16 protein-coding genes are annotated in these 17,558 nt (G+C 55.7%); 14 read left to right on the forward strand and 2 right to left on the reverse strand.

Translation table 11 applies throughout. The features are described from left to right. Positions 1-87: 87 nt before the first annotated feature. Positions 88-792, reverse strand: a complete 705-nt coding sequence (locus HNO53_RS09245; protein WP_209478035.1) for a Crp/Fnr family transcriptional regulator — start codon at positions 790-792, stop codon at positions 88-90. Positions 793-1,255: 463 nt separating this feature from the next. Between HNO53_RS09245 and HNO53_RS09250 the strand changes: the two genes are divergently transcribed. Then, positions 1,256-1,636, forward strand: a complete 381-nt coding sequence (locus HNO53_RS09250; protein ID WP_209478036.1) for a histone-like nucleoid-structuring protein, MvaT/MvaU family — start codon at positions 1,256-1,258, stop codon at positions 1,634-1,636. Positions 1,637-1,702: 66 nt separating this feature from the next. Here HNO53_RS09250 and HNO53_RS09255 read toward each other — a convergent pair whose 3' ends face one another. Next, complete coding sequence (locus tag HNO53_RS09255) at positions 1,703-2,524, reverse strand: helix-turn-helix domain-containing protein (protein WP_209478037.1); 822 nt, start codon at positions 2,522-2,524, stop codon at positions 1,703-1,705. Between the two features lie 344 nt (positions 2,525-2,868). On the opposite strand from HNO53_RS09255, the gene HNO53_RS09260 reads away from it, so the two are divergent. The 13 genes from HNO53_RS09260 to HNO53_RS09320 all read left to right on the forward strand — a co-directional run bounded on the left by HNO53_RS09260 (position 2,869) and on the right by HNO53_RS09320 (position 17,551). Then, complete coding sequence (locus tag HNO53_RS09260; protein ID WP_242597595.1) at positions 2,869-3,165, forward strand: hypothetical protein; 297 nt, start codon at positions 2,869-2,871, stop codon at positions 3,163-3,165. 5 nt (positions 3,166-3,170) lie between these two features. Then, on the forward strand, positions 3,171-3,668 hold the full coding sequence (locus HNO53_RS09265) for a hypothetical protein (protein WP_209478038.1): 498 nt from the start codon (positions 3,171-3,173) through the stop codon (positions 3,666-3,668). Between the two features lie 425 nt (positions 3,669-4,093). Continuing rightward, positions 4,094-5,101 (forward strand): NAD-dependent epimerase, encoded by a 1,008-nt coding sequence (locus HNO53_RS09270; RefSeq protein ID WP_209478039.1) that lies wholly within the window; start codon positions 4,094-4,096, stop codon positions 5,099-5,101. Positions 5,102-5,127: 26 nt separating this feature from the next. Then, a complete protein-coding gene (locus HNO53_RS09275) occupies positions 5,128-6,558 on the forward strand; it encodes an MBL fold metallo-hydrolase RNA specificity domain-containing protein (RefSeq protein ID WP_209478040.1) in 1,431 nt (476 codons plus the stop codon). A gap of 28 nt (positions 6,559-6,586) precedes the next feature. Beyond that, positions 6,587-6,886, forward strand: a complete 300-nt coding sequence (locus tag HNO53_RS09280) for a nucleotidyltransferase domain-containing protein (protein WP_209478041.1) — start codon at positions 6,587-6,589, stop codon at positions 6,884-6,886. Further along, positions 6,883-7,359: a hypothetical protein gene (locus HNO53_RS09285; RefSeq protein WP_209478042.1), complete on the forward strand. Its 477-nt coding sequence runs from the start codon at positions 6,883-6,885 to the stop codon at positions 7,357-7,359. The genes HNO53_RS09280 and HNO53_RS09285 overlap by 4 nt, the downstream gene beginning before the upstream one ends. A gap of 227 nt (positions 7,360-7,586) precedes the next feature. Then, positions 7,587-8,909, forward strand: coding sequence for a UDP-glucose dehydrogenase family protein (locus HNO53_RS09290; protein WP_209478043.1), 1,323 nt, complete (start codon positions 7,587-7,589; stop codon positions 8,907-8,909). 59 nt (positions 8,910-8,968) lie between these two features. After that, the gene (locus tag HNO53_RS09295; RefSeq protein ID WP_209478044.1) at positions 8,969-10,414 is read left to right on the forward strand and encodes a mannose-1-phosphate guanylyltransferase/mannose-6-phosphate isomerase; all 1,446 of its coding nucleotides are present in this window, start codon (positions 8,969-8,971) and stop codon (positions 10,412-10,414) included. Between the two features lie 16 nt (positions 10,415-10,430). Continuing rightward, positions 10,431-11,807, forward strand: a complete 1,377-nt coding sequence (locus tag HNO53_RS09300) for a phosphohexomutase domain-containing protein (RefSeq protein WP_209478046.1) — start codon at positions 10,431-10,433, stop codon at positions 11,805-11,807. Further along, positions 11,792-12,586, forward strand: coding sequence for an ABC transporter permease (locus HNO53_RS09305; RefSeq protein ID WP_209478048.1), 795 nt, complete (start codon positions 11,792-11,794; stop codon positions 12,584-12,586). Before HNO53_RS09300 ends, HNO53_RS09305 begins: the two co-directional genes overlap by 16 nt. Continuing rightward, positions 12,583-13,794 (forward strand): ABC transporter ATP-binding protein, encoded by a 1,212-nt coding sequence (locus tag HNO53_RS09310; protein WP_209478049.1) that lies wholly within the window; start codon positions 12,583-12,585, stop codon positions 13,792-13,794. Before HNO53_RS09305 ends, HNO53_RS09310 begins: the two co-directional genes overlap by 4 nt. Beyond that, positions 13,791-15,008 (forward strand): class I SAM-dependent methyltransferase, encoded by a 1,218-nt coding sequence (locus HNO53_RS09315; protein WP_209478050.1) that lies wholly within the window; start codon positions 13,791-13,793, stop codon positions 15,006-15,008. The genes HNO53_RS09310 and HNO53_RS09315 overlap by 4 nt, the downstream gene beginning before the upstream one ends. Beyond that, entirely contained in the window at positions 15,008-17,551 is a 2,544-nt protein-coding gene (locus tag HNO53_RS09320) for a glycosyltransferase family 4 protein (RefSeq protein ID WP_209478051.1), read from the forward strand. Before HNO53_RS09315 ends, HNO53_RS09320 begins: the two co-directional genes overlap by 1 nt. The last annotated feature ends 7 nt before the right edge of the window (positions 17,552-17,558 follow it).

Here is a 17,558-nt window from a genome sequence, read left to right on the forward strand (position 1 = left end):
GCCGGTTTTTTTCAATCGTTGATGAGGTATGGAATAGGCTAGGGGGAGTCGGCTGTTGTGCTTGTGTCGCCGTATGAAGTCTGGCGTTCAGGAGGTGAGCTCTAGATCTTCGTGATTGAAATCGCCCAGTAGTGCGAGTGCATGCCAGTTCTTGATCCGAATCTGCTTGTGATCGCAATTCTCGATCAAGCCCTTGCGCTTGATCTTGTTGATCGAACGGCTGACGTGAACACTGGAGAGCCCCAGTACGTCGGATATCTCGATTTGCGTAAGCGGAAAGAAGTATCGGCCTCGAAAGGTCAGGCCGGCAGCGTGGGAACGGGCGTAGCACTCGCACAGTAAGTTGGCGATACGCCCTTCGGCGCTACGTGCCGAGACATTGATGATCCAGTTCAGTGCCATGCTATGGCTGATATGCCCCGACGTCCTGAATAGGCGCAGTATTCTCGGGCGTTCGAACAGCCGCTCGGCGCTCGCCGAATCGATGGTACTGAAGCGAAGCGGCGTAATGGCCTTGATGGAGAACTCCTGCCTGGTGTACAAGCCTTGGCCGTTGTCGCTGATGTCGCCGGGCAACAGTAGCGAGGTGATGGGCTTGCTGCCATCGCGTAGCATCCTGTAGCGACAGGCCCAACCCTTTTCGATCAGATGCAGGCACTGCATCGTGTCCCCTTCGCGGGACAGGTGACCTCCCTTCTGCACCTCCCGTACAGGGCCGAGATAGCTATCGAAAATTCGCTTGTCTTCCGAGCATAAATCGTTTCGTGACCGCAAGTTATGGAACAAGTACATGACATCCCTTTCGTCGTATCCTCCTTGAGTGTAACAAAGAGACTGCTATGTACAAATCGCTCAATTAGACATGTCTTATTTATATGCGTCTAGCGCTGCCGGGTGTGCTGCTGCCTGCCCATGCCAGGGTGAGGGCGAAGCGCTTGCCAGATGGAGGTGCGTATCGGGTGGATGCGTTGCGTAGCGTCTAGTGTTTTCGGTGTTATCAAGTATCACAAGCCAAGTGCACGATTCTTTCCAAGTGGAGTCATCCGTAGAAAATTTACACGTACAAGTCGCATTGTTTCTGCCGACCCCGCTTCGGTAAGCTGGAATCTTCATGCAGCCCGCTATTAAGGTTCTCTTTTTGACGCTGACGGTGAGAACTGGCTAAAACCAATTTGAACGTATTGTCATTTGGTTCGAGTTGTTGTATTTATAGGCGGCATCCCAAAACATTCTCCCATAGCAAGGACCGTGTATTATGTCTCTTCTCAGCGAATTCATGCAGAAAGAGCAGCAGCTCAAGCAGCTCCAGGCGGAAATGGAGCGACTGCAGAACGACGAGCGCCTGAAGGCCGAACTGGAATTCAAGGACAAGCTCGAAGCATTGATGCGTGAGTTCAACAAGAGCTCCGCCGATGTCATTAACCTGCTTGAGCCGAAAGGCGGCAAGTCGGCCCCGGCCAAAGCCGCGGCAACTTCCAGCACCGGGCGCCGCAAGCGCAAGCTTAAGATCTACAAGAACCCGAAGACCGGCGAAGTGGTCGAAACCCGCGGCGGCAACCAGAAGACGCTCAAGGCGTGGAAGGACGAGTTCGGTTCCGACACCGTGGAAGGTTGGCTGGTTCGCGTCGAATCTTGATCGCAGGTTTCTGGCAAGACGTGTAATAGAGGAGGGCGCGCGCCGGCAGCGCGAGCCCTCCGGGAGTCAAGCCGGCTGAACGGGAAGCCTGATCAGAATCCCTTTCTCGTCCCACTCCACCTGAAGGGCGTCTCCATTGGCGTGGAGGTTCTCTTGTGGCAGGCCTTCGCATATCAGGTACTGAAGCACGTCCGGTATCTCCTCCATGCATTCCAGCGCCACGCAAGCATGCTGCTGAGCCGGCAGTTTCAGCAGGCGAAAGGAGGCGGGGATGGCAATGCCCGGCGCTTCGCTTCCATCCACGAGCGGACCAACGTCGATGCGCTCCATATCGCTGGGCAGTGGAACGTTGTGTAGCAGGGCAATGGTTTGCCCTTGTCGCAAGCGGTCGGGCAGGCTTTCCACCCCTTTGGCATGTTGCGTCCATTTGCGTAGCGCTGTGAGGGGGTGGCCGCGCTCCTTGCGGTACAGGCGTGTCACAAGCGCCTGGCGAGAAGGCGCTCTGCGGATCACGTATTGAGGGGGGTCGCCGCCATGCCCCTGGCAGTATGGGTTGTGGTGAAGTTTCAATCTCAACGCCTGGCGGTATTGGCGTGGTGTTTGATTGTGGTATCGTTGGAAGGCGCGGCTGAAAGCGGAATGATTCTGATAGCCACACCGGCTCGCAATCGATTGGATGGAATAGGGGGTAAACGCCAGCAGGCGTGCCGCCTTCTCCAGCCGCAGGGTATCGCGGTAAGCGCTAGGGGACAGACCGAAGCACTGCTTGAACCTGCGCCGGACCTGTGAGGTCGAATAACCGAGTCGGCTGGCGAGGTCTTCTATTCCCTGCTGGCTATCCAAGTGATCCTGCAGCCAGATCTCCGCCCGCATCATCTCGTTAAACATAACTGTCCCTTGCTCGATGCCGCAGCAACATCGTGGTTGCTGCTTCCATAACAAACGCTGGTGCCCGTACTGATGCCCGGGTAAGCCAGGCAGGCGCATCAGTTTTTATGGTTTTTATGCATCTCTTTATGCGCTTTCGCGGGAGGCAAAGGCAAGTTTGGTTAACGTGTTTGACCGTTTGTGCATAATTGTTGCCGGGTTCGATACGGCGCTCCTCATGCGAGCCCATGGGTATGCTTGTCAGCGTAGCGTACTGACTGGCCTTCGCTACTCGGCGCGTTGGCGGTATACTCGGCCGACTCACCATCGGGTGCCGCCAGGTACTTGAGCAATCACGGAAAACGATGAGAAACCAAAAACCCAACCGATCGATGGACGAGCGCGAGAAGCTGCGCAAGTTTCGTGAACTCGACGACGCCTTTGCCCAGGCGTTGCGAGAATTGGAGAAGCCCGATTCTCGTCTCGACATTCCTACTGGGCCGCCGGTGCGCAGCCTGGCAGAACTCGAGGCAGAAGAGCAGGAGCAGCGTCAGCAGGCTTTCGAAGCGCGGCTCCAGTCGCTGATGAAGGAATACGCCCAGCCCAGGGAGAGCGTGGCCGACCTGCTGCGTACCCTGCGCACGTTGGGTCATATAGCCTGATCCCGATGATCGATCTGTCTGCGCCAATGACCTATCTGCTGGTGATGGGCAGCGTGGCGTTGTCCGTGCTGTTCACGTTCGGCTGGGCGCTTTCGCGCCTGTTGCGATGGCTGGCTGACGGGCTGCCGCTGGGTGGCGCCAAGGCCAAGCGCAAGCCCGCCAAGCGCAGCGGTGCGACGCGCCAACCCGCCACGGCCAAGCGCTCCCGTAACGCCAGTGCCAAGGCCTCGCGTGGCGCCGGCGCCAAAGCTGACGTCAAACCGCCCAGCGAGCCCTGGCGTATCACGCGGGGCCTGGCCGAATGGCGCTCCAGTACCGCGCTGGCGCTGGTGGCGGCGCCTACCTATCTCACGGCACGTCTTGTCGAGCATGGCATGAGCTTTCGTCCGCCCTATGCCGCGCCCAGCGGCTTCGACGCCCTGGTGGCGGGCCTCGGCTGGCTCTCCGCCGGCCTCATCCTGATCGCGCTGATGCACCGTCTCGCGGTGTGGCGCTGTCGTTGATCCAGCGTTGCTGAGAGCGCTTCTCGGTAAATCGTGCGACGCCCTGTCTTATTTTCGTAAGAAGCGAACAAGCATCTGACGATTCAGGCATTCTGCGCCTACTCCGCGGTAGAGCATCGCCCCCGAGTGCCGTAGAATTGCGTCATTCCAATAACGATACCCGGCAGGGACCAGGAAGCGCAGCTTCCATGCTGTGTTTCAGACGTGTCGAGCCTCAGCTCGGCAACGGACCGTGAGCACTGACGCCAAGGGCTGAACCTTGCCTGAGGCTTGCCGTGCGCGTTTTCGCAACGTTCCGTTCCCGTTCTGGTATCGCTCATCGCAGGGCCAGGGAACCGCCCGGAACAATCCCCGGGCGGTAGCGTGCCTGAAGGGCCGCACCCGTGAACACCCGGGCCAGCGCAAGCACAAGGTAAGGGTAACGCGTGAAATTGCTGATCACCGGCATCGCCGGCTTCATCGGTCATGCCGTGGCCAAGCGCCTGAGTGGGCAGGGCCACGAGATCGTCGGTATCGACAATCTCAACACCTATTACGACGTCACCCTCAAGCAGGCGCGCCTGCACGACCTCGCCGATTGCCACGATATCCGCTTCATCCACATGGACCTCGGCGACCGCGAGGCCATGGCGGCGCTGTTTCGCGAGAACGAGTTCGACCGCGTGATCCACCTGGCCGCCCAGGCTGGGGTGCGCTACTCGCTGGACAACCCCCATGTGTACGCCGACTCCAACCTGATCGGCCACCTCAACGTGCTGGAAGGCTGCCGGCAGCACAAGGTAGGGCATCTGGTCTACGCCTCCTCGAGCTCGGTCTACGGCATGAACGCCAAGACCCCGTTCGACACAGGCGACAACGTCGACCACCCCGTCAGCCTCTACGCGGCCACCAAGAAGGCCAACGAGCTGATGAGCCACACCTACGCGCACCTCTACGGTGTGCCGATGACCGGGCTGCGCTTCTTCACTGTGTACGGGCCCTGGGGACGGCCCGACATGGCGATCTTCAAGTTCGTCAAGGCGATGTTGGAAGGCAAGCCGATCCAGGTCTACAACCACGGCGACATGTCGCGGGACTTCACCTACGTCGACGACATCGTCGAAGGCATCGTGCGCATACTCGACGTGATTCCGCAGCCCAATCCCGACCGCGCCGCCGTCAGCGTCCGGCCGGACCAGAGCACAGCGCCCTTTGCGCTCTACAACATCGGCTACGGCGCGCCCGTCTCGCTGATGAGCTTCATCCGCGCGCTGGAAGCCGCCACCGGGCGCGAGGCCATCTGTGAGTACCTGCCCATGCAGCCCGGCGACGTGCCGCGCACCTGGGCCGATACCGAAGCACTGCTCAAGGCCACCGGCTACCGCCCCAAGGTGGGCGTGGAGGAGGGCGTGAAGCGCTTCGTCGAGTGGTACCGCGGCTTTTATGGCGTTTAGCTAAACAATAAGTAAGGGATGACTTCTTGAACATTGTCCACCATGGCGGCGGTGCCGGCGTTACCGGCAGCTGCCATCGGCTGCAGATCGCACCGGACCGTGCCCTGCTCGTCGATTGCGGCATCTTCCAGGGGCAGGATGCCGAGCACCTCGATGGTCTCGAGCAGCACAAGGTGCGCTTCCCCGTGGACGACGTGCTGGCGCTGGTGGTCACCCACGTGCACATCGATCACATCGGCCGGCTGCCCTACCTGCTCGCGGCGGGCTACCAGGGGCCGATCCTCTGCTCGGTGCCCTCGGCCCGGCTGCTGCCGCTGGTGATCGAAGACGCTCTCAAGATTGGTTTCACCCGCGACCGGCACTTGATCGAGCGCTTCCTGGCCGAAGTGCAGGGGCGGCTGGTGGCGCTGGACTACCAAGCCTGGCACACCGAGCTCGACGACGAACGCCACCGCGTGCGGGTCAAGCTGCAGCGCGCCGGGCATATCCTCGGCTCCGCCTACGTGGAGGTGGATACGTTCGATAAAGCCAGCGGCGAACGACAGCGCACCGTGTTCTCCGGCGACCTGGGGGCGCCCTACGCGCCGCTGCTGCCCGCTCCCAAGCCGCCGTATCGCGCCGATGTGCTGGTGCTCGAGAGCACCTACGGCGACCGCCTGCATGAAGACAGGCGCCACCGCCGCGGCAGGCTGCAAGCCGCCATCGACCGGGCATTGGAGAACGGCGGCACCGTGGTGATCCCCGCCTTCAGCGTAGGCCGCACCCAGGAACTGCTCTACGAGCTGGAAGGGCTGATCCATAACGCACTCAGCGAGCGCTGGCGCGAACTCGAGATTATCGTCGATTCCCCCCTGGCCGCTCGCTTCACCGAGGTGTATCGCGAACTCAAGCCGTGGTGGGACGCCGAAGCGCACAAGACTCTGCGCAGCGGCCGCCATCCGCTCAGCTTCGAGAATCTCTACACCGTGGACAGCCACCAGGAGCACGAGCAAACCGTGGCCTACCTGGCCGAGACCGGCCGCCCTGCCGTGGTCATCGCCGCCAGCGGCATGGTCAGCGGCGGCAGGGTAGTCAACTACCTCAAGCGTATGCTCGGTGACGAGCGCCACTGCGTGCTCTTCACCGGTTACCAGGCCCACGGCACACCGGGCCGCGATATCCAGCGCTTCGGGCCCAAGGGCGGCTGGGTCATGCTCGACGGCCAGCGGATCGACATTCGCGCCCGGGTGGAAACCGTCAGCGGCTACTCGGCCCACGCCGACCAGCACGACCTGCTCAACTTCGTGCGCCGCATGCGCCACCCACCCAGGGAAGTGCGCCTGGTGCACGGCGACCCCCACGCCCAGGCGGCACTCAAGGCCAAGCTGCTGGAATGGGCCGAAGGGGCAGGGCATGGATTGAGGGTGACAATGGGGTCCGAGCACCTATACGACGCACTGCTGCCCGCGACAGCTTGACTGAAAGACTATGAGCAGAGGCTAGTTCATGCGCCTGACAGATAGCCAACGACAGATTATCCAGCGGATCGTTGCCCAGGAGCTGGGCCAAAAGGCCAGTGTGAAGCTGTTCGGCTCACGTCTGGATGACACAGCACGTGGCGGCGATATCGACCTGTTCATTGAACTCGCCGAACCCGTGAAACATCCTGCTCAACTTTCCGCCCGACTCAGCGTGCGCATCATGCGTGCCTTGCATGGGCGCAAAGTTGACGTACTCCTGAGCGCACCGAATCTCAGCGAGCAAACAATACATAAGGTGGCGCGAGAACAGGGGGTTCGCCTGTGAGCGACAATCTTTCGGAGCGCTTGCGCTTCCTCAAGCGAGTAGTTGAGCGTGAGATCCATCATCTCACCTACTCCTCCGGTAATGTGTTCGCATCCCCGTTCACGGAGGAGCTTGCCGCTGAACTGGGTGAAAATGAAGCGCTAGCAGAAAAAGTGGAAGCTTACACCAGCCGCTTTTGTCGTCTTCAAGATACTGCCGGCGACAAGCTGCTTCCCCTTTGGCTGCGTGCTCTGGGCGAAAAGACAGGGGCTGTAGCAGACAACCTGGACCGCGCAGAGAAACTCGGGGTACTCGATTCGGCCGACAAGTGGCTTGAGATCCGCCAGATCCGGAACCAGATGATCCATGAATATATCGAGTCGCCTCAGGTACTAGCCGATGCGCTTAATACCGCATTTGACTACCAGGAAACGCTTATTGCGTTTGCCCAAGCCATGCTTGCAGATGCCGAACGCAGAGAACTGCTTGGGTAGCTTCATGGTTACACGGCGACCCCCACGCCCAGGCGGCACTCAAGGCCAAGCTGCTGGAATGGGCCGAAGGGGCAGGGCATGAGATCAGCGTGACGCTGGGCAGCGATTACCTCGCCCCCAGCGCCGGGAAAGATACAGCGATAAATGACGCTCAGGCCCTGGCTTGAGCTTCAGCCTGACACCATCAGCAAATAATCTCTTGAAAGAGCCATCATAAAGGGACGGCAATGAACGTTACCGTATTCGGAACCGGCTACGTGGGCCTTGTGCAAGGGGCCGTGCTGGCCGATGTGGGCCATCAGGTGGTGTGTGTCGACGTGGACGCCGCCAAGGTAGAGCGCCTGAGCAAAGGCGAGATTCCCATCTACGAGCCGGGCCTGGAGCCGCTGGTGAAGGAGAACCATGCCGCCGGCCGGCTCAGGTTCACCACCGATGCCGCCGAAGGCGTCAAGCACGGCCAGGTACAGTTCATCGCCGTGGGCACCCCGCCGGACGAAGACGGCAGCGCCGATCTCAAGTACGTACTGGCCGTGGCCGAGACCATCGCCCAGCACATGGAGCGCGACCAGGTCATCATCAACAAGTCCACCGTGCCGGTGGGCACCGCCGACAAGGTGCGCGACAGGGTGGATCACGTACTGGAAGCTCGCGGTCGCAAGGACCTGCGCTTCGACGTGGTCTCCAACCCTGAGTTCCTCAAGGAGGGCAGCGCGGTCAGCGACTGCCAGCGGCCGGACCGTATCATCATCGGTACTGCCAGCCGGGTGTCGGAAGACATGCTGCGCGAGCTCTATGCGCCCTTCAGCCGCCAGCAGGACAAGATGATCGTGATGGACGTACGCAGCGCCGAGCTGACCAAGTACGCCGCCAACTGCATGCTGGCCACCAAGATCAGCTTCATGAACGAAATGGCCAACCTGGCCGAACGCCTGGGCGCGGATATCGAGAAGGTGCGCCAGGGCATCGGCTCCGACCCGCGCATCGGCTACCACTTCATCTATCCGGGCGTTGGCTATGGCGGCTCCTGCTTCCCCAAGGACGTACAGGCGCTGATCCGCACCGCAGGTGACATCGACTTCGACGCCAAGGTGCTCAAGGCGGTGGAAGCGCGCAACGAGGAGCAGAAAACCACCCTGTTCCAGAAGATCGACAAGCACTACCAGGGCAACCTGGCAGGCAAGACCTTCGCCATCTGGGGTCTGGCCTTCAAGCCCAACACCGATGACATGCGCGAAGCCCCCAGCCGCGTGCTGATGGAAGCGCTGTGGGAAGCCGGCGCCAAGGTACAGGCCTTCGATCCGGAAGCCATGGAAGAAGCCCAGCGAATCTACGGCAACCGCGATGACCTCTCCTTGTGCGGCACCAAGGAAGCTACCCTGCGCGGCGCCGACGCCCTGGTGATCGTCACCGAATGGCAGAGTTTCCGTGCCCCGGATTTCGAGCAGATGAAGCAACAGCTCGCCGAGCCGCTGATCTTCGACGGGCGCAACATGTTCGAGCCGAAGCGAATGGCGATCAAGGGCTTTACGTACAAATCAGTAGGGCGCTGACGCTGTTTTCTCATGCTGCAAATCTATCTTGATCTAACTTAACTCTGAAGAGATAAGCCATGCATTTCGTACCCGTTATCATGTCAGGGGGAGTGGGAAGCCGCCTCTGGCCGGTATCCCGTGAAACACACCCCAAGCCTTTTATGGCGCTTCCAGATGGTCAAAATCTGATACAGAAGACGTTCCTGCGAGCCAGTGGCCTGGATGGTGTCAGCGAGGTGATGACGGTCACCAATCGTGAGCTTTTCTTTAAGACGGAAGACGAGTATCGCAAGGTCGGCAGTGAGGACACCCCGCTACGTTATGTACTGGAACCCTTCGGCCGCAACACCTCGGCGGCCGTGGCCGCGGCAGCGCTTCAACTGAACGAAGCTTACGGCCCCGATACACTGATGCTGGTACTGGCGGCCGATCACCTGATCCAGGATGAAACGGCCTTCTCGGCAGCCGTCAACAAGGCCAAGGAAATCGCCTCGCAGGGTTGGCTCGTGACCTTTGGTATCGAACCCCAATATCCTGAAACCGGGTTCGGTTACATCGAAGCCGACAAAGCGAACACCTTAGCCAGCGGCTATCGGGTCGCTCGTTTCGTCGAGAAACCGAATCTAGAAACCGCGAAAGGGTATCTCGAGGCTGGGCGGTACTACTGGAATTCTGGCATGTTCTGTTTCCCGGTAGGCCTGGTGATCGAGGAGTTGCGGGAACATGCTCCTGACGTCATGGAAGCCGTTGCCGCCACCTTGGCTGCGTCACGCAGCAGCCAAGGTGAAGCTTATCAGTGCTTGACGCTCGATCCTGATCAGTTTAGCGACGTGCCGGATATCTCTATCGACTATGCTCTGATGGAGCGCTCTTCCAAGGTTGCCGTGGTGCCTTGCGACATCGGCTGGAGCGACATTGGCTCCTGGAATGCCATGAGCGAGTTGACCGAGGCCGATGCCAACGGCAATCGTTGCGAAGGTGAGGTGCTGGTGCACGAAGCCCGCAACAACTATGTCTATAGCCCCGAGCGCTTGACCGCACTGGTCGGCATCGAAGACCTGCTGGTAGTCGATACGCCTGATGCCGTGCTTATCGCCCACAAGGACCATGCCCAGGACGTCAAACAGATCGTCAAGCAACTAAAGGCGAGCGAGCACGATGCCCACCTGCTGCACCGTACCGTGCATCGCCCCTGGGGAACCTACACCACCCTGGAGCAGGGCCACCGCTTCAAGATGAAGCGTATCGAGGTCAAGCCCGGCGCCTCGCTTTCGCTGCAGATGCATCATCACCGTAGCGAACATTGGATCGTCGTCAGTGGTATGGCTCGTGTGACGAATGGGGAGCAGGAGTTCTACCTGGATACCAATGAGTCGACCTTTATCCGTGCCGGCCACAACCATCGCTTGGCCAATCCCGGTGTGATCCCTCTGGTGCTCATCGAGGTGCAGAGCGGTGACTATCTCGGAGAAGACGATATCGTGCGCTTCGAGGATACCTACGGCCGTGTCGATGAACAGTGATCAGGGAACAGGAAAGATGAAACCGATCACAACCCAATGCTTCAAGGCCTACGATATTCGCGGCCAAGTGCCCGAACAGCTCAATGCCGACCTAGCTTACCGCGTTGGGCGGGCCCTGGTCGCCGAGCTGAATGCCGAGAGTATGGTGGTGGGCCGAGACATGCGCCTCGAAAGCCCCTGGCTGGCCGAGGCGCTGATGGACGGCATCACCGTTGCCGGGGCCGATGTCATCGATATCGGACTATGCGGTACCGAGGAAGTCTACTTCGCCACCAGCCACTACCGGGCCGATGCTGGCGTAATGATTACCGCCAGCCATAACCCCAAAGGCTATAACGGCATGAAGCTGGTGCGTGCCGAATCTCGCCCGATCAGTGGCGACACCGGCTTGAAGGCGATCAAGGCTCGCGTCGAAAACGCAGATCTCGGCCCTGTAGTCGGTAGTCATGGCCGCATAAAGCAGCGCCTCGACAAGTCGGCCTACCTGGCCAAGCTGCTCGAGTATGTGAACCTTTCCGAACTCAAGCCCCTGAAGGTCCTCGCGGACCCCGGCAACGGCGCGGCCGGCCCGGTAATCCGGGCACTGGCCGAGCGGCTGCCCTTCGAGTGGGTATTGATCAACGAAACCCCCGATGGCCATTTCCCCAATGGCGTGCCCAACCCCTTGCTACCGGAGAATCGCGAGCAGACCCGTCAGGCGTTGCTGCAGCATGGTTGCGATCTGGGCATCGCCTGGGATGGCGACTTCGATCGCTGCTTCTTCTTCGATGCCAACGGTCGCTTCATCGAGGGTTACTATCTGGTTGGCCTGCTGGCCGAGATGCTGCTCGCCGCCAACCCCGGCGAGAAAATCATCCATGACCCGCGCCTGATCTGGAACACGCTCGACCAGGTACACCACGCCAAGGGAGTGGCAGTGCAGTCGAAAACCGGTCATGCCTTCATCAAGGAGCGCATGCGTGATGAAAACGCCATCTACGGCGGTGAGATGAGCGCCCACCACTACTTTCGTGATTTCGCCTACTGCGACAGTGGCATGGTCCCGTGGCTATTGGTTACTGCGCTGATGTCGCGTACCGGGAAAACGCTTGCCGAACTGGTCGACCAGCGCATGGCCGCCTACCCGTGCAGCGGGGAGCGCAACTACCGTGTCAACGATGTGCAGGACACCCTGGCCCGCTTCGAACAGCACTATCGGGGCCAGGCGCAGCAGTTCGATACTACCGACGGCATCAGCCTGGCATTCGACGACTGGCGGTTCAACCTGCGTGGCTCCAATACCGAGCCGCTGCTGCGCCTCAATGTGGAAAGCCGGGGCGATGCCGATCTGGTCAACGCCAAGGTCGCCGAACTGGAAGCCCGGTTGCAGGAGTGGCAATGTCTGACATGTTGAAAGGCCTGTGGGCCTATCGCGGCTTCGTGCTCAGTTCCATCAAGAACGAGTTCGTCACCCGCTTTGCGCGCAGCAAGCTGGGCGGGTTCTGGATGATCCTGCAGCCGCTGGCACAGGTGCTGATCTATGCATTGATCCTCTCCGCCGTGCTCTCGGCCAAGCTTCCCGGGATCGACAGCCAGTACGCCTATGCGATCTACCTGACCGCAGGCTTTCTGGGCTGGATGCTGTTCTCCGAGATCATCAACCGTTGCCTCAACCTGTTCATCGAGCAGGGCAACCTGATGAAGAAGATGAAGTTTCCCAAGATCACCCTACCCACCATCGTGGTCGGCTCGGCGCTGCTCAACAATGTGATGCTGCTGCTGGCGATCCTCGGCGTGTTCGCGGTGCTGGGGCACTTCCCGACGGTTCAGTTATTGTGGTTGCCGGTGCTCACCGTGGCAATGGTGGCACTGGCCCTCGGCGTAGGTCTGGTGCTCGGCATTCTCAATGTCTTCATTCGCGATATCGGCCAGGCGGTGCCGATCCTGTTGCAGGTGGCATTCTGGTTCACGCCTATCGTCTATCCGGTGAATATCATTCCGGAACGCTTGCAGCAGCTGCTGGTGCTCAACCCCATCTACCCAATCATCCGCGGCTACCACGACGTGCTGGTGTACGGCCAGGCGCCGCACCTCGGGGAAGTGATCCTCATCATGACGGTTGGCTTCCTGATCCTGGCCTTCGGTCTGTTCCTGTTCCGTCGTGCGAGTGCCGAATTGGTGGATGCCTTATGAGCCTGATGATCGTAGACAACCTGGGCAAGGCCTATCGCACCTACAAGACCGAGTGGCACCGCTTCGGGCGCTGGCTGGGAATTCCGTGTCAACCCAGTGAAGAGCATTGGGTCTTGCGCCATCTGTGCTTTGAGATCCAGCCAGGCGAGGCCATCGGCATCGTGGGTCAGAACGGGGCAGGCAAGAGCACTCTGCTCAAGATGATCACCGGGACCCTGCAACCCACCGAAGGCTCAATTCAGGTCAATGGCCGCATCGCCGCCATCCTCGAGCTGGGCATGGGGTTCAACCCGGAACTCTCGGGGCGGGAAAACGTCTTCCATGCCGCCGGCCTGATGGGCTTCTCGACCCCGCAGATACAAGACGCCATGCCGGATATCGAAGCCTTCGCCGAAATCGGCGAGTACTTCGACCAGCCGGTGCGTACCTACTCGAGTGGCATGCAGATGCGCGTGGCCTTCGCCGTGGCCACGGCGTACCGTCCGGAAATCCTGATCGTGGATGAAGCCCTGTCGGTGGGGGATAGCTACTTCCAGCACAAGAGCTTCAACCGCATCCGCGAGTTTCAGGAACAGGGCACGACGTTGATGATCGTGTCACACGACCGCAGCGCGATACAGAGCCTATGCGATCGGGCAATCCTGCTCGAACAAGGTCGAATCTTGAAGGATGGCAACCCCGAGGAAGTCTTCGATTACTACAATGCCATCATCGCTGAGAAAGAACAGAGCACCGTTGAGGTTAAGCCCCTGAGCAATGGCAAGGTGCAAACTAGCTCAGGCAGCGGTGAGGCACGGGTCCAGGACATCGGGCTCTACAACAGCAAGGGCGAAAAAACGGACCATGTTGCAGTGGGCGAAGCGGTCGAGTTGAGAGTCAAGGTCAAGGTGTTCGAGGATATTGATAGCCTAGTACTAGGATATGGGGTCAAAGACAGGCTTGGCCAAGTAATGTATGGAACCAATACTTGGCATATGGGAAAAGTTATAGAAAACCCAAGATCTGGAGATGAGTACCACTTCGTTATCGCATTTTCAGCTAATCTCGGCGTTGGGTGTTACTCAGTTGTGACAGCATTGCATGCGGAAGATGTACATTTGGGTGTAAATTATGAGTGGCGGGACCTTTCTTTGATTTTTAATGTTGTGAATAGTGGTAAGGTGAATTTTAGTGGCTGTAACTGGATGGAGCCCGAGATAACAGTATGAATGAAGCGAAAAAAGGGTTCTATAAGGCACTTGAGGACGAATTTCGAGGCGAGAGAGATGAGATTAAGTCTCGCTTAGAAGTTTATTTGCCCTTTATCAATATCTTGAAAAAAATTCATCCCGATGCTAAAGCTCTTGACTTGGGGTGTGGAAGAGGTGAGTGGCTGGAGTTATTAAGAGATAACGGATTTTCCGTACAGGGTGTAGACCTGGATGAAGATATGTTGGCAGCATGTCGTGAACGTGGGTTCCAGGTTGAAATAGCAGATGCTATCGACTTTTTATCTGGGATGAATAACGAAAGCGCATCAGTTATTTCTGCCTTTCATGTTGTGGAACACATCTCGTTTGATAAGTTACAGACATTAGTAGAAGAGTCACTACGTGTGCTTCAGCCGGGTGGGCTTTTAATTCTGGAAACACCTAACTCGGAAAATATCATGGTCGGGATTTCAAGCTTTTACTTGGACCCAACGCACCATAGACCCATACCGTCTCAGCTTCTTTCATTTTTGCCGGACTACTATGGATTTTATCGTAGCAAAATCCTTCGTTTGCAGGAATCATTCGAATTATCAAAAAATCATTCTCCAACTTTAAGTCAAGTATTAGTAGGATCAAGCCCTGATTATTCAGTGATTGCTCAAAAAAAATCTGATGCTGAAGCTATTGCTATGTTTGATAGCTTGTTCAATATTGAATATGGGATTTCCTCATACACCCTTGCAGCTCATTACGATGAGTATATCCATAATAAAATCCATCACCTTGAGAATGAAATTCTCAAAATTGGAGTTGATGCTGAAAAAGCAAGAGAAGCTGGGGAAGAGCTAAGGTTAATATACAGTAGCCGCTCATGGCGTGTTACTGCTCCGCTTCGATGGGTAGCGTTACAGTTGCGGTTGCTTCGTGCTAAAGGGGGCAATAATCGTATTAAATCATTATTTAAAAAAGTCCTTATAGCAGGTTTGAAGAAAATAATATTATTTATAAATGAGCGGCCTTTGTTTCGTTCAAGCGTGCTTTTTTTTACCAAAAAACTCGGATTGGAGCAATTACTAAGAAGAATGTATAAGGTTGGTCGGGTTTCCCAATTCTCAAATTCATCAGCCACCGAAAATGCATTTAATTCCTTTGAGCAGTTAACACCTGGTGGTAAAGAAATCTATTTCGAATTAAAATCATTAATCGAGCAGAAAAAGAGGCATGGTTGATGCGAATTGTGATCGATATGCAGGGCGCTCAAAGCGAGAGCCGCTTTCGGGGTATTGGGCGCTATACTATGTCGGTCTCTAAGGCCATCGCACGCAACCGTGGCAAGCATGAAGTATTTTTGGTGTTGAATGGACTTTTTCACGATACTATAGAACCAGTCCGCGCATCCTTTAACGGACTATTGCCTCAAGAAAATATTCTCGTCTGGAGTTCTCCTGGGCCAGTTAGTGAATCAGATCGTAAAAATAGGTGGCGTAGGGAAGTTGCGGAGCTGATCCGGGAAAGGTACATAGCTAGACTTGATCCCGACATTGTGTTATTAACAAGCCTTTTCGAAGGTTATATAGATGATGCAGTTGTCACTGTTAGTGATTCTTCTCATTTTATAATTTCTTCAATATTGTATGACTTAATCCCTTTAGTCAACAAAGATTTATACCTAAAGTCAAATAAAGGGTATGCAGAGTTTTATAAAAACAAGCTTGAGCATTTGAAAAAAGTTGATCTTTTTTTGGCAATTTCAAGTTCTTCGGCAAGAGAGGGGGGCAGAGTACTATCTTTGCCAGATGAAACTATAGTTAATATATCTACGGCATGTGATCCTGTATTTGAGACTATAGAGATTACTGAAAGTGCAAAAGTTGATTTTCTAAGTGTGTTCTCTATAACAAAGCCGTTTATCCTTTATGCCGGTGGAGCTGATGAGCGGAAAAATCTCCATCGGCTAGTGCGTGCTTATGCTAAACTACCTAATTCGCTCCGAGATGAGCATCAATTAGTATTCGTTGGCCAGATACACGCCGATAAAGTTGCCGAACTTAGGAAGACAGCTAAGTCGGCTGGTCTTCATGAAGAAGACCTCATATTTGTCGGGCATACTACTGACCTTCAACTGGCGTATTTTTATAACTTGTGCAGCTTATTCGTGATTCCTTCACTGCACGAGGGTTTTGGTTTGCCTGCACTGGAAGCCATGTCTTGCGGTGCACCTACTATAGGAGCCAATGCAACCAGCATCCCAGAAGTTATAGGTCGTCAGGATGTTCTATTCGACCCCTACGATGAAGTATCCATAAGCAATAAAATAACAGAAGTCCTTTCTGACATAGATTTCAAGAATGAAATCGTTGTGCAAGGGCTGAAGCAGTGCAAAAAATTTAGTTGGGATGAAACTGCCAGGCAAGTACTATTAGCTTTTTCGAAAGCGGAAAAAAATACACGGTCCAGCAGCAATCATGAGGTTTCCCTATCGCAGCTCACTAGCCAAGTAGCGACGCTGGTTCCCGAACAAATAAAGGATAGCGAACTAGTGGGTATTGCATATGCTATTAACCGTATTCGATCCTATGGTGGCGATAAACAATTGTTTGTCGACATTTCTGAGCTGGTCCAGAGAGATGCTAGAACGGGAGTTCAACGAGTAACCCGTAGCATTTTAAAAGAGCTATTAGACAGCCCTCCAGAAGGCTATTTGGTTAGGCCTGTTTATTCAACGATAGATATGCCTGGCTATCGTTATGCACAACAATTTGTTGAACATCTCAATGGAAGAGAAAGCTGTGTCGTAGATGAACTTATTGAGTATCGGCCTGGTGATATATTTTTAGGACTAGACCTCCAGCATCATACTACTAGAGTACAAAAAAACTATTTACTTTCGATGCGACATGAAGGAGTTCGAGTCGTTTTTGTAGTATACGACTTGCTGCCTATCCATTTTCCACATTGCTGGCCATCAAAGCATTCAGTTCATGATGTTCATCACGAATGGTTACACACTATTAGCCACTTTGATGGTGCTATATGCATATCCAAGGCAGTAGCTAATGAGTTGTTTAAATGGCAATCTATGAATGGCCCCAAACGACTGCGTCCTTTTGAGATTAACTGGTTTCATTTGGGGGCTGATGTGAGTAATTCCGTTCCTACTAAAGGGTTGCCAGAGAATTTTAACAATGTTTTAGAAGGGCTAAAAAGGCGCCCGACATTCTTGGCGGTCGGCACATTAGAGCCTAGAAAAAGACAAGAACAGATACTTGATTCTTTTGATCTGCTCTGGAGTAAAGGCATTGATTCAAATTTAGTTGTTGTCGGCAAGCAGGGATGGATGGTGGAAGAACTTGCTAGCAAGATTCACTTACACCCAGAGTTAAATAAAAGGCTCTTTTGGCTAGAAGGTATCAGTGACGAGTATTTGGAAAAGATCTATGAAGTTTCGTCCTGCTTGGTTGCGGCTAGCGAAGGGGAGGGTTTTGGTTTACCCCTTATAGAAGCTGCACAACATAAGCTGCCTATTATAGCTCGTGATATACCTGTTTTTCGTGAAGTTGCTCGAGACTTTGCCTTCTATTTTGATTCTTTCGAGCCAGAAGGTTTGTCGCTTGCGATTGTGGAGTGGTTGCAGTTATATAAAAACGATGCGCATCCTCGATCGGATAATATGCCTTGGATAACATGGAAGCAAAGTGCTGAGCAGCTCAAGAGGGCTTTACTCGGGTCTAAGACATTTAACGCTCACTCCAGAGACGAGTCTAAAGTTTAAAAAATTA

The organism is Billgrantia antri (assembly GCF_017868935.1).
GTDB classification, from domain to species: domain Bacteria; phylum Pseudomonadota; class Gammaproteobacteria; order Pseudomonadales; family Halomonadaceae; genus Halomonas; species Halomonas antri.

Coding starts and splice junctions, on each gene's coding strand:
- HNO53_RS09305 (WP_209478048.1), top strand. CDS start 11,792: ATGTCTGACATGTTGAAAGGCCTGTGGGCCTATCGCGGCTTCGTGCTC.
- HNO53_RS09280 (WP_209478041.1), top strand. CDS start 6,587: ATGCGCCTGACAGATAGCCAACGACAGATTATCCAGCGGATCGTTGCC.
- HNO53_RS09250 (WP_209478036.1), top strand. CDS start 1,256: ATGTCTCTTCTCAGCGAATTCATGCAGAAAGAGCAGCAGCTCAAGCAG.
- HNO53_RS09295 (WP_209478044.1), top strand. CDS start 8,969: ATGCATTTCGTACCCGTTATCATGTCAGGGGGAGTGGGAAGCCGCCTC.
- HNO53_RS09290 (WP_209478043.1), top strand. CDS start 7,587: ATGAACGTTACCGTATTCGGAACCGGCTACGTGGGCCTTGTGCAAGGG.
- HNO53_RS09255 (WP_209478037.1), bottom strand. CDS start 2,524: ATGTTTAACGAGATGATGCGGGCGGAGATCTGGCTGCAGGATCACTTG.
- HNO53_RS09260 (WP_242597595.1), top strand. CDS start 2,869: ATGAGAAACCAAAAACCCAACCGATCGATGGACGAGCGCGAGAAGCTG.
- HNO53_RS09300 (WP_209478046.1), top strand. CDS start 10,431: ATGAAACCGATCACAACCCAATGCTTCAAGGCCTACGATATTCGCGGC.
- HNO53_RS09320 (WP_209478051.1), top strand. CDS start 15,008: ATGCGAATTGTGATCGATATGCAGGGCGCTCAAAGCGAGAGCCGCTTT.
- HNO53_RS09310 (WP_209478049.1), top strand. CDS start 12,583: ATGAGCCTGATGATCGTAGACAACCTGGGCAAGGCCTATCGCACCTAC.
- HNO53_RS09315 (WP_209478050.1), top strand. CDS start 13,791: ATGAATGAAGCGAAAAAAGGGTTCTATAAGGCACTTGAGGACGAATTT.
- HNO53_RS09245 (WP_209478035.1), bottom strand. CDS start 792: ATGTACTTGTTCCATAACTTGCGGTCACGAAACGATTTATGCTCGGAA.
- HNO53_RS09265 (WP_209478038.1), top strand. CDS start 3,171: ATGATCGATCTGTCTGCGCCAATGACCTATCTGCTGGTGATGGGCAGC.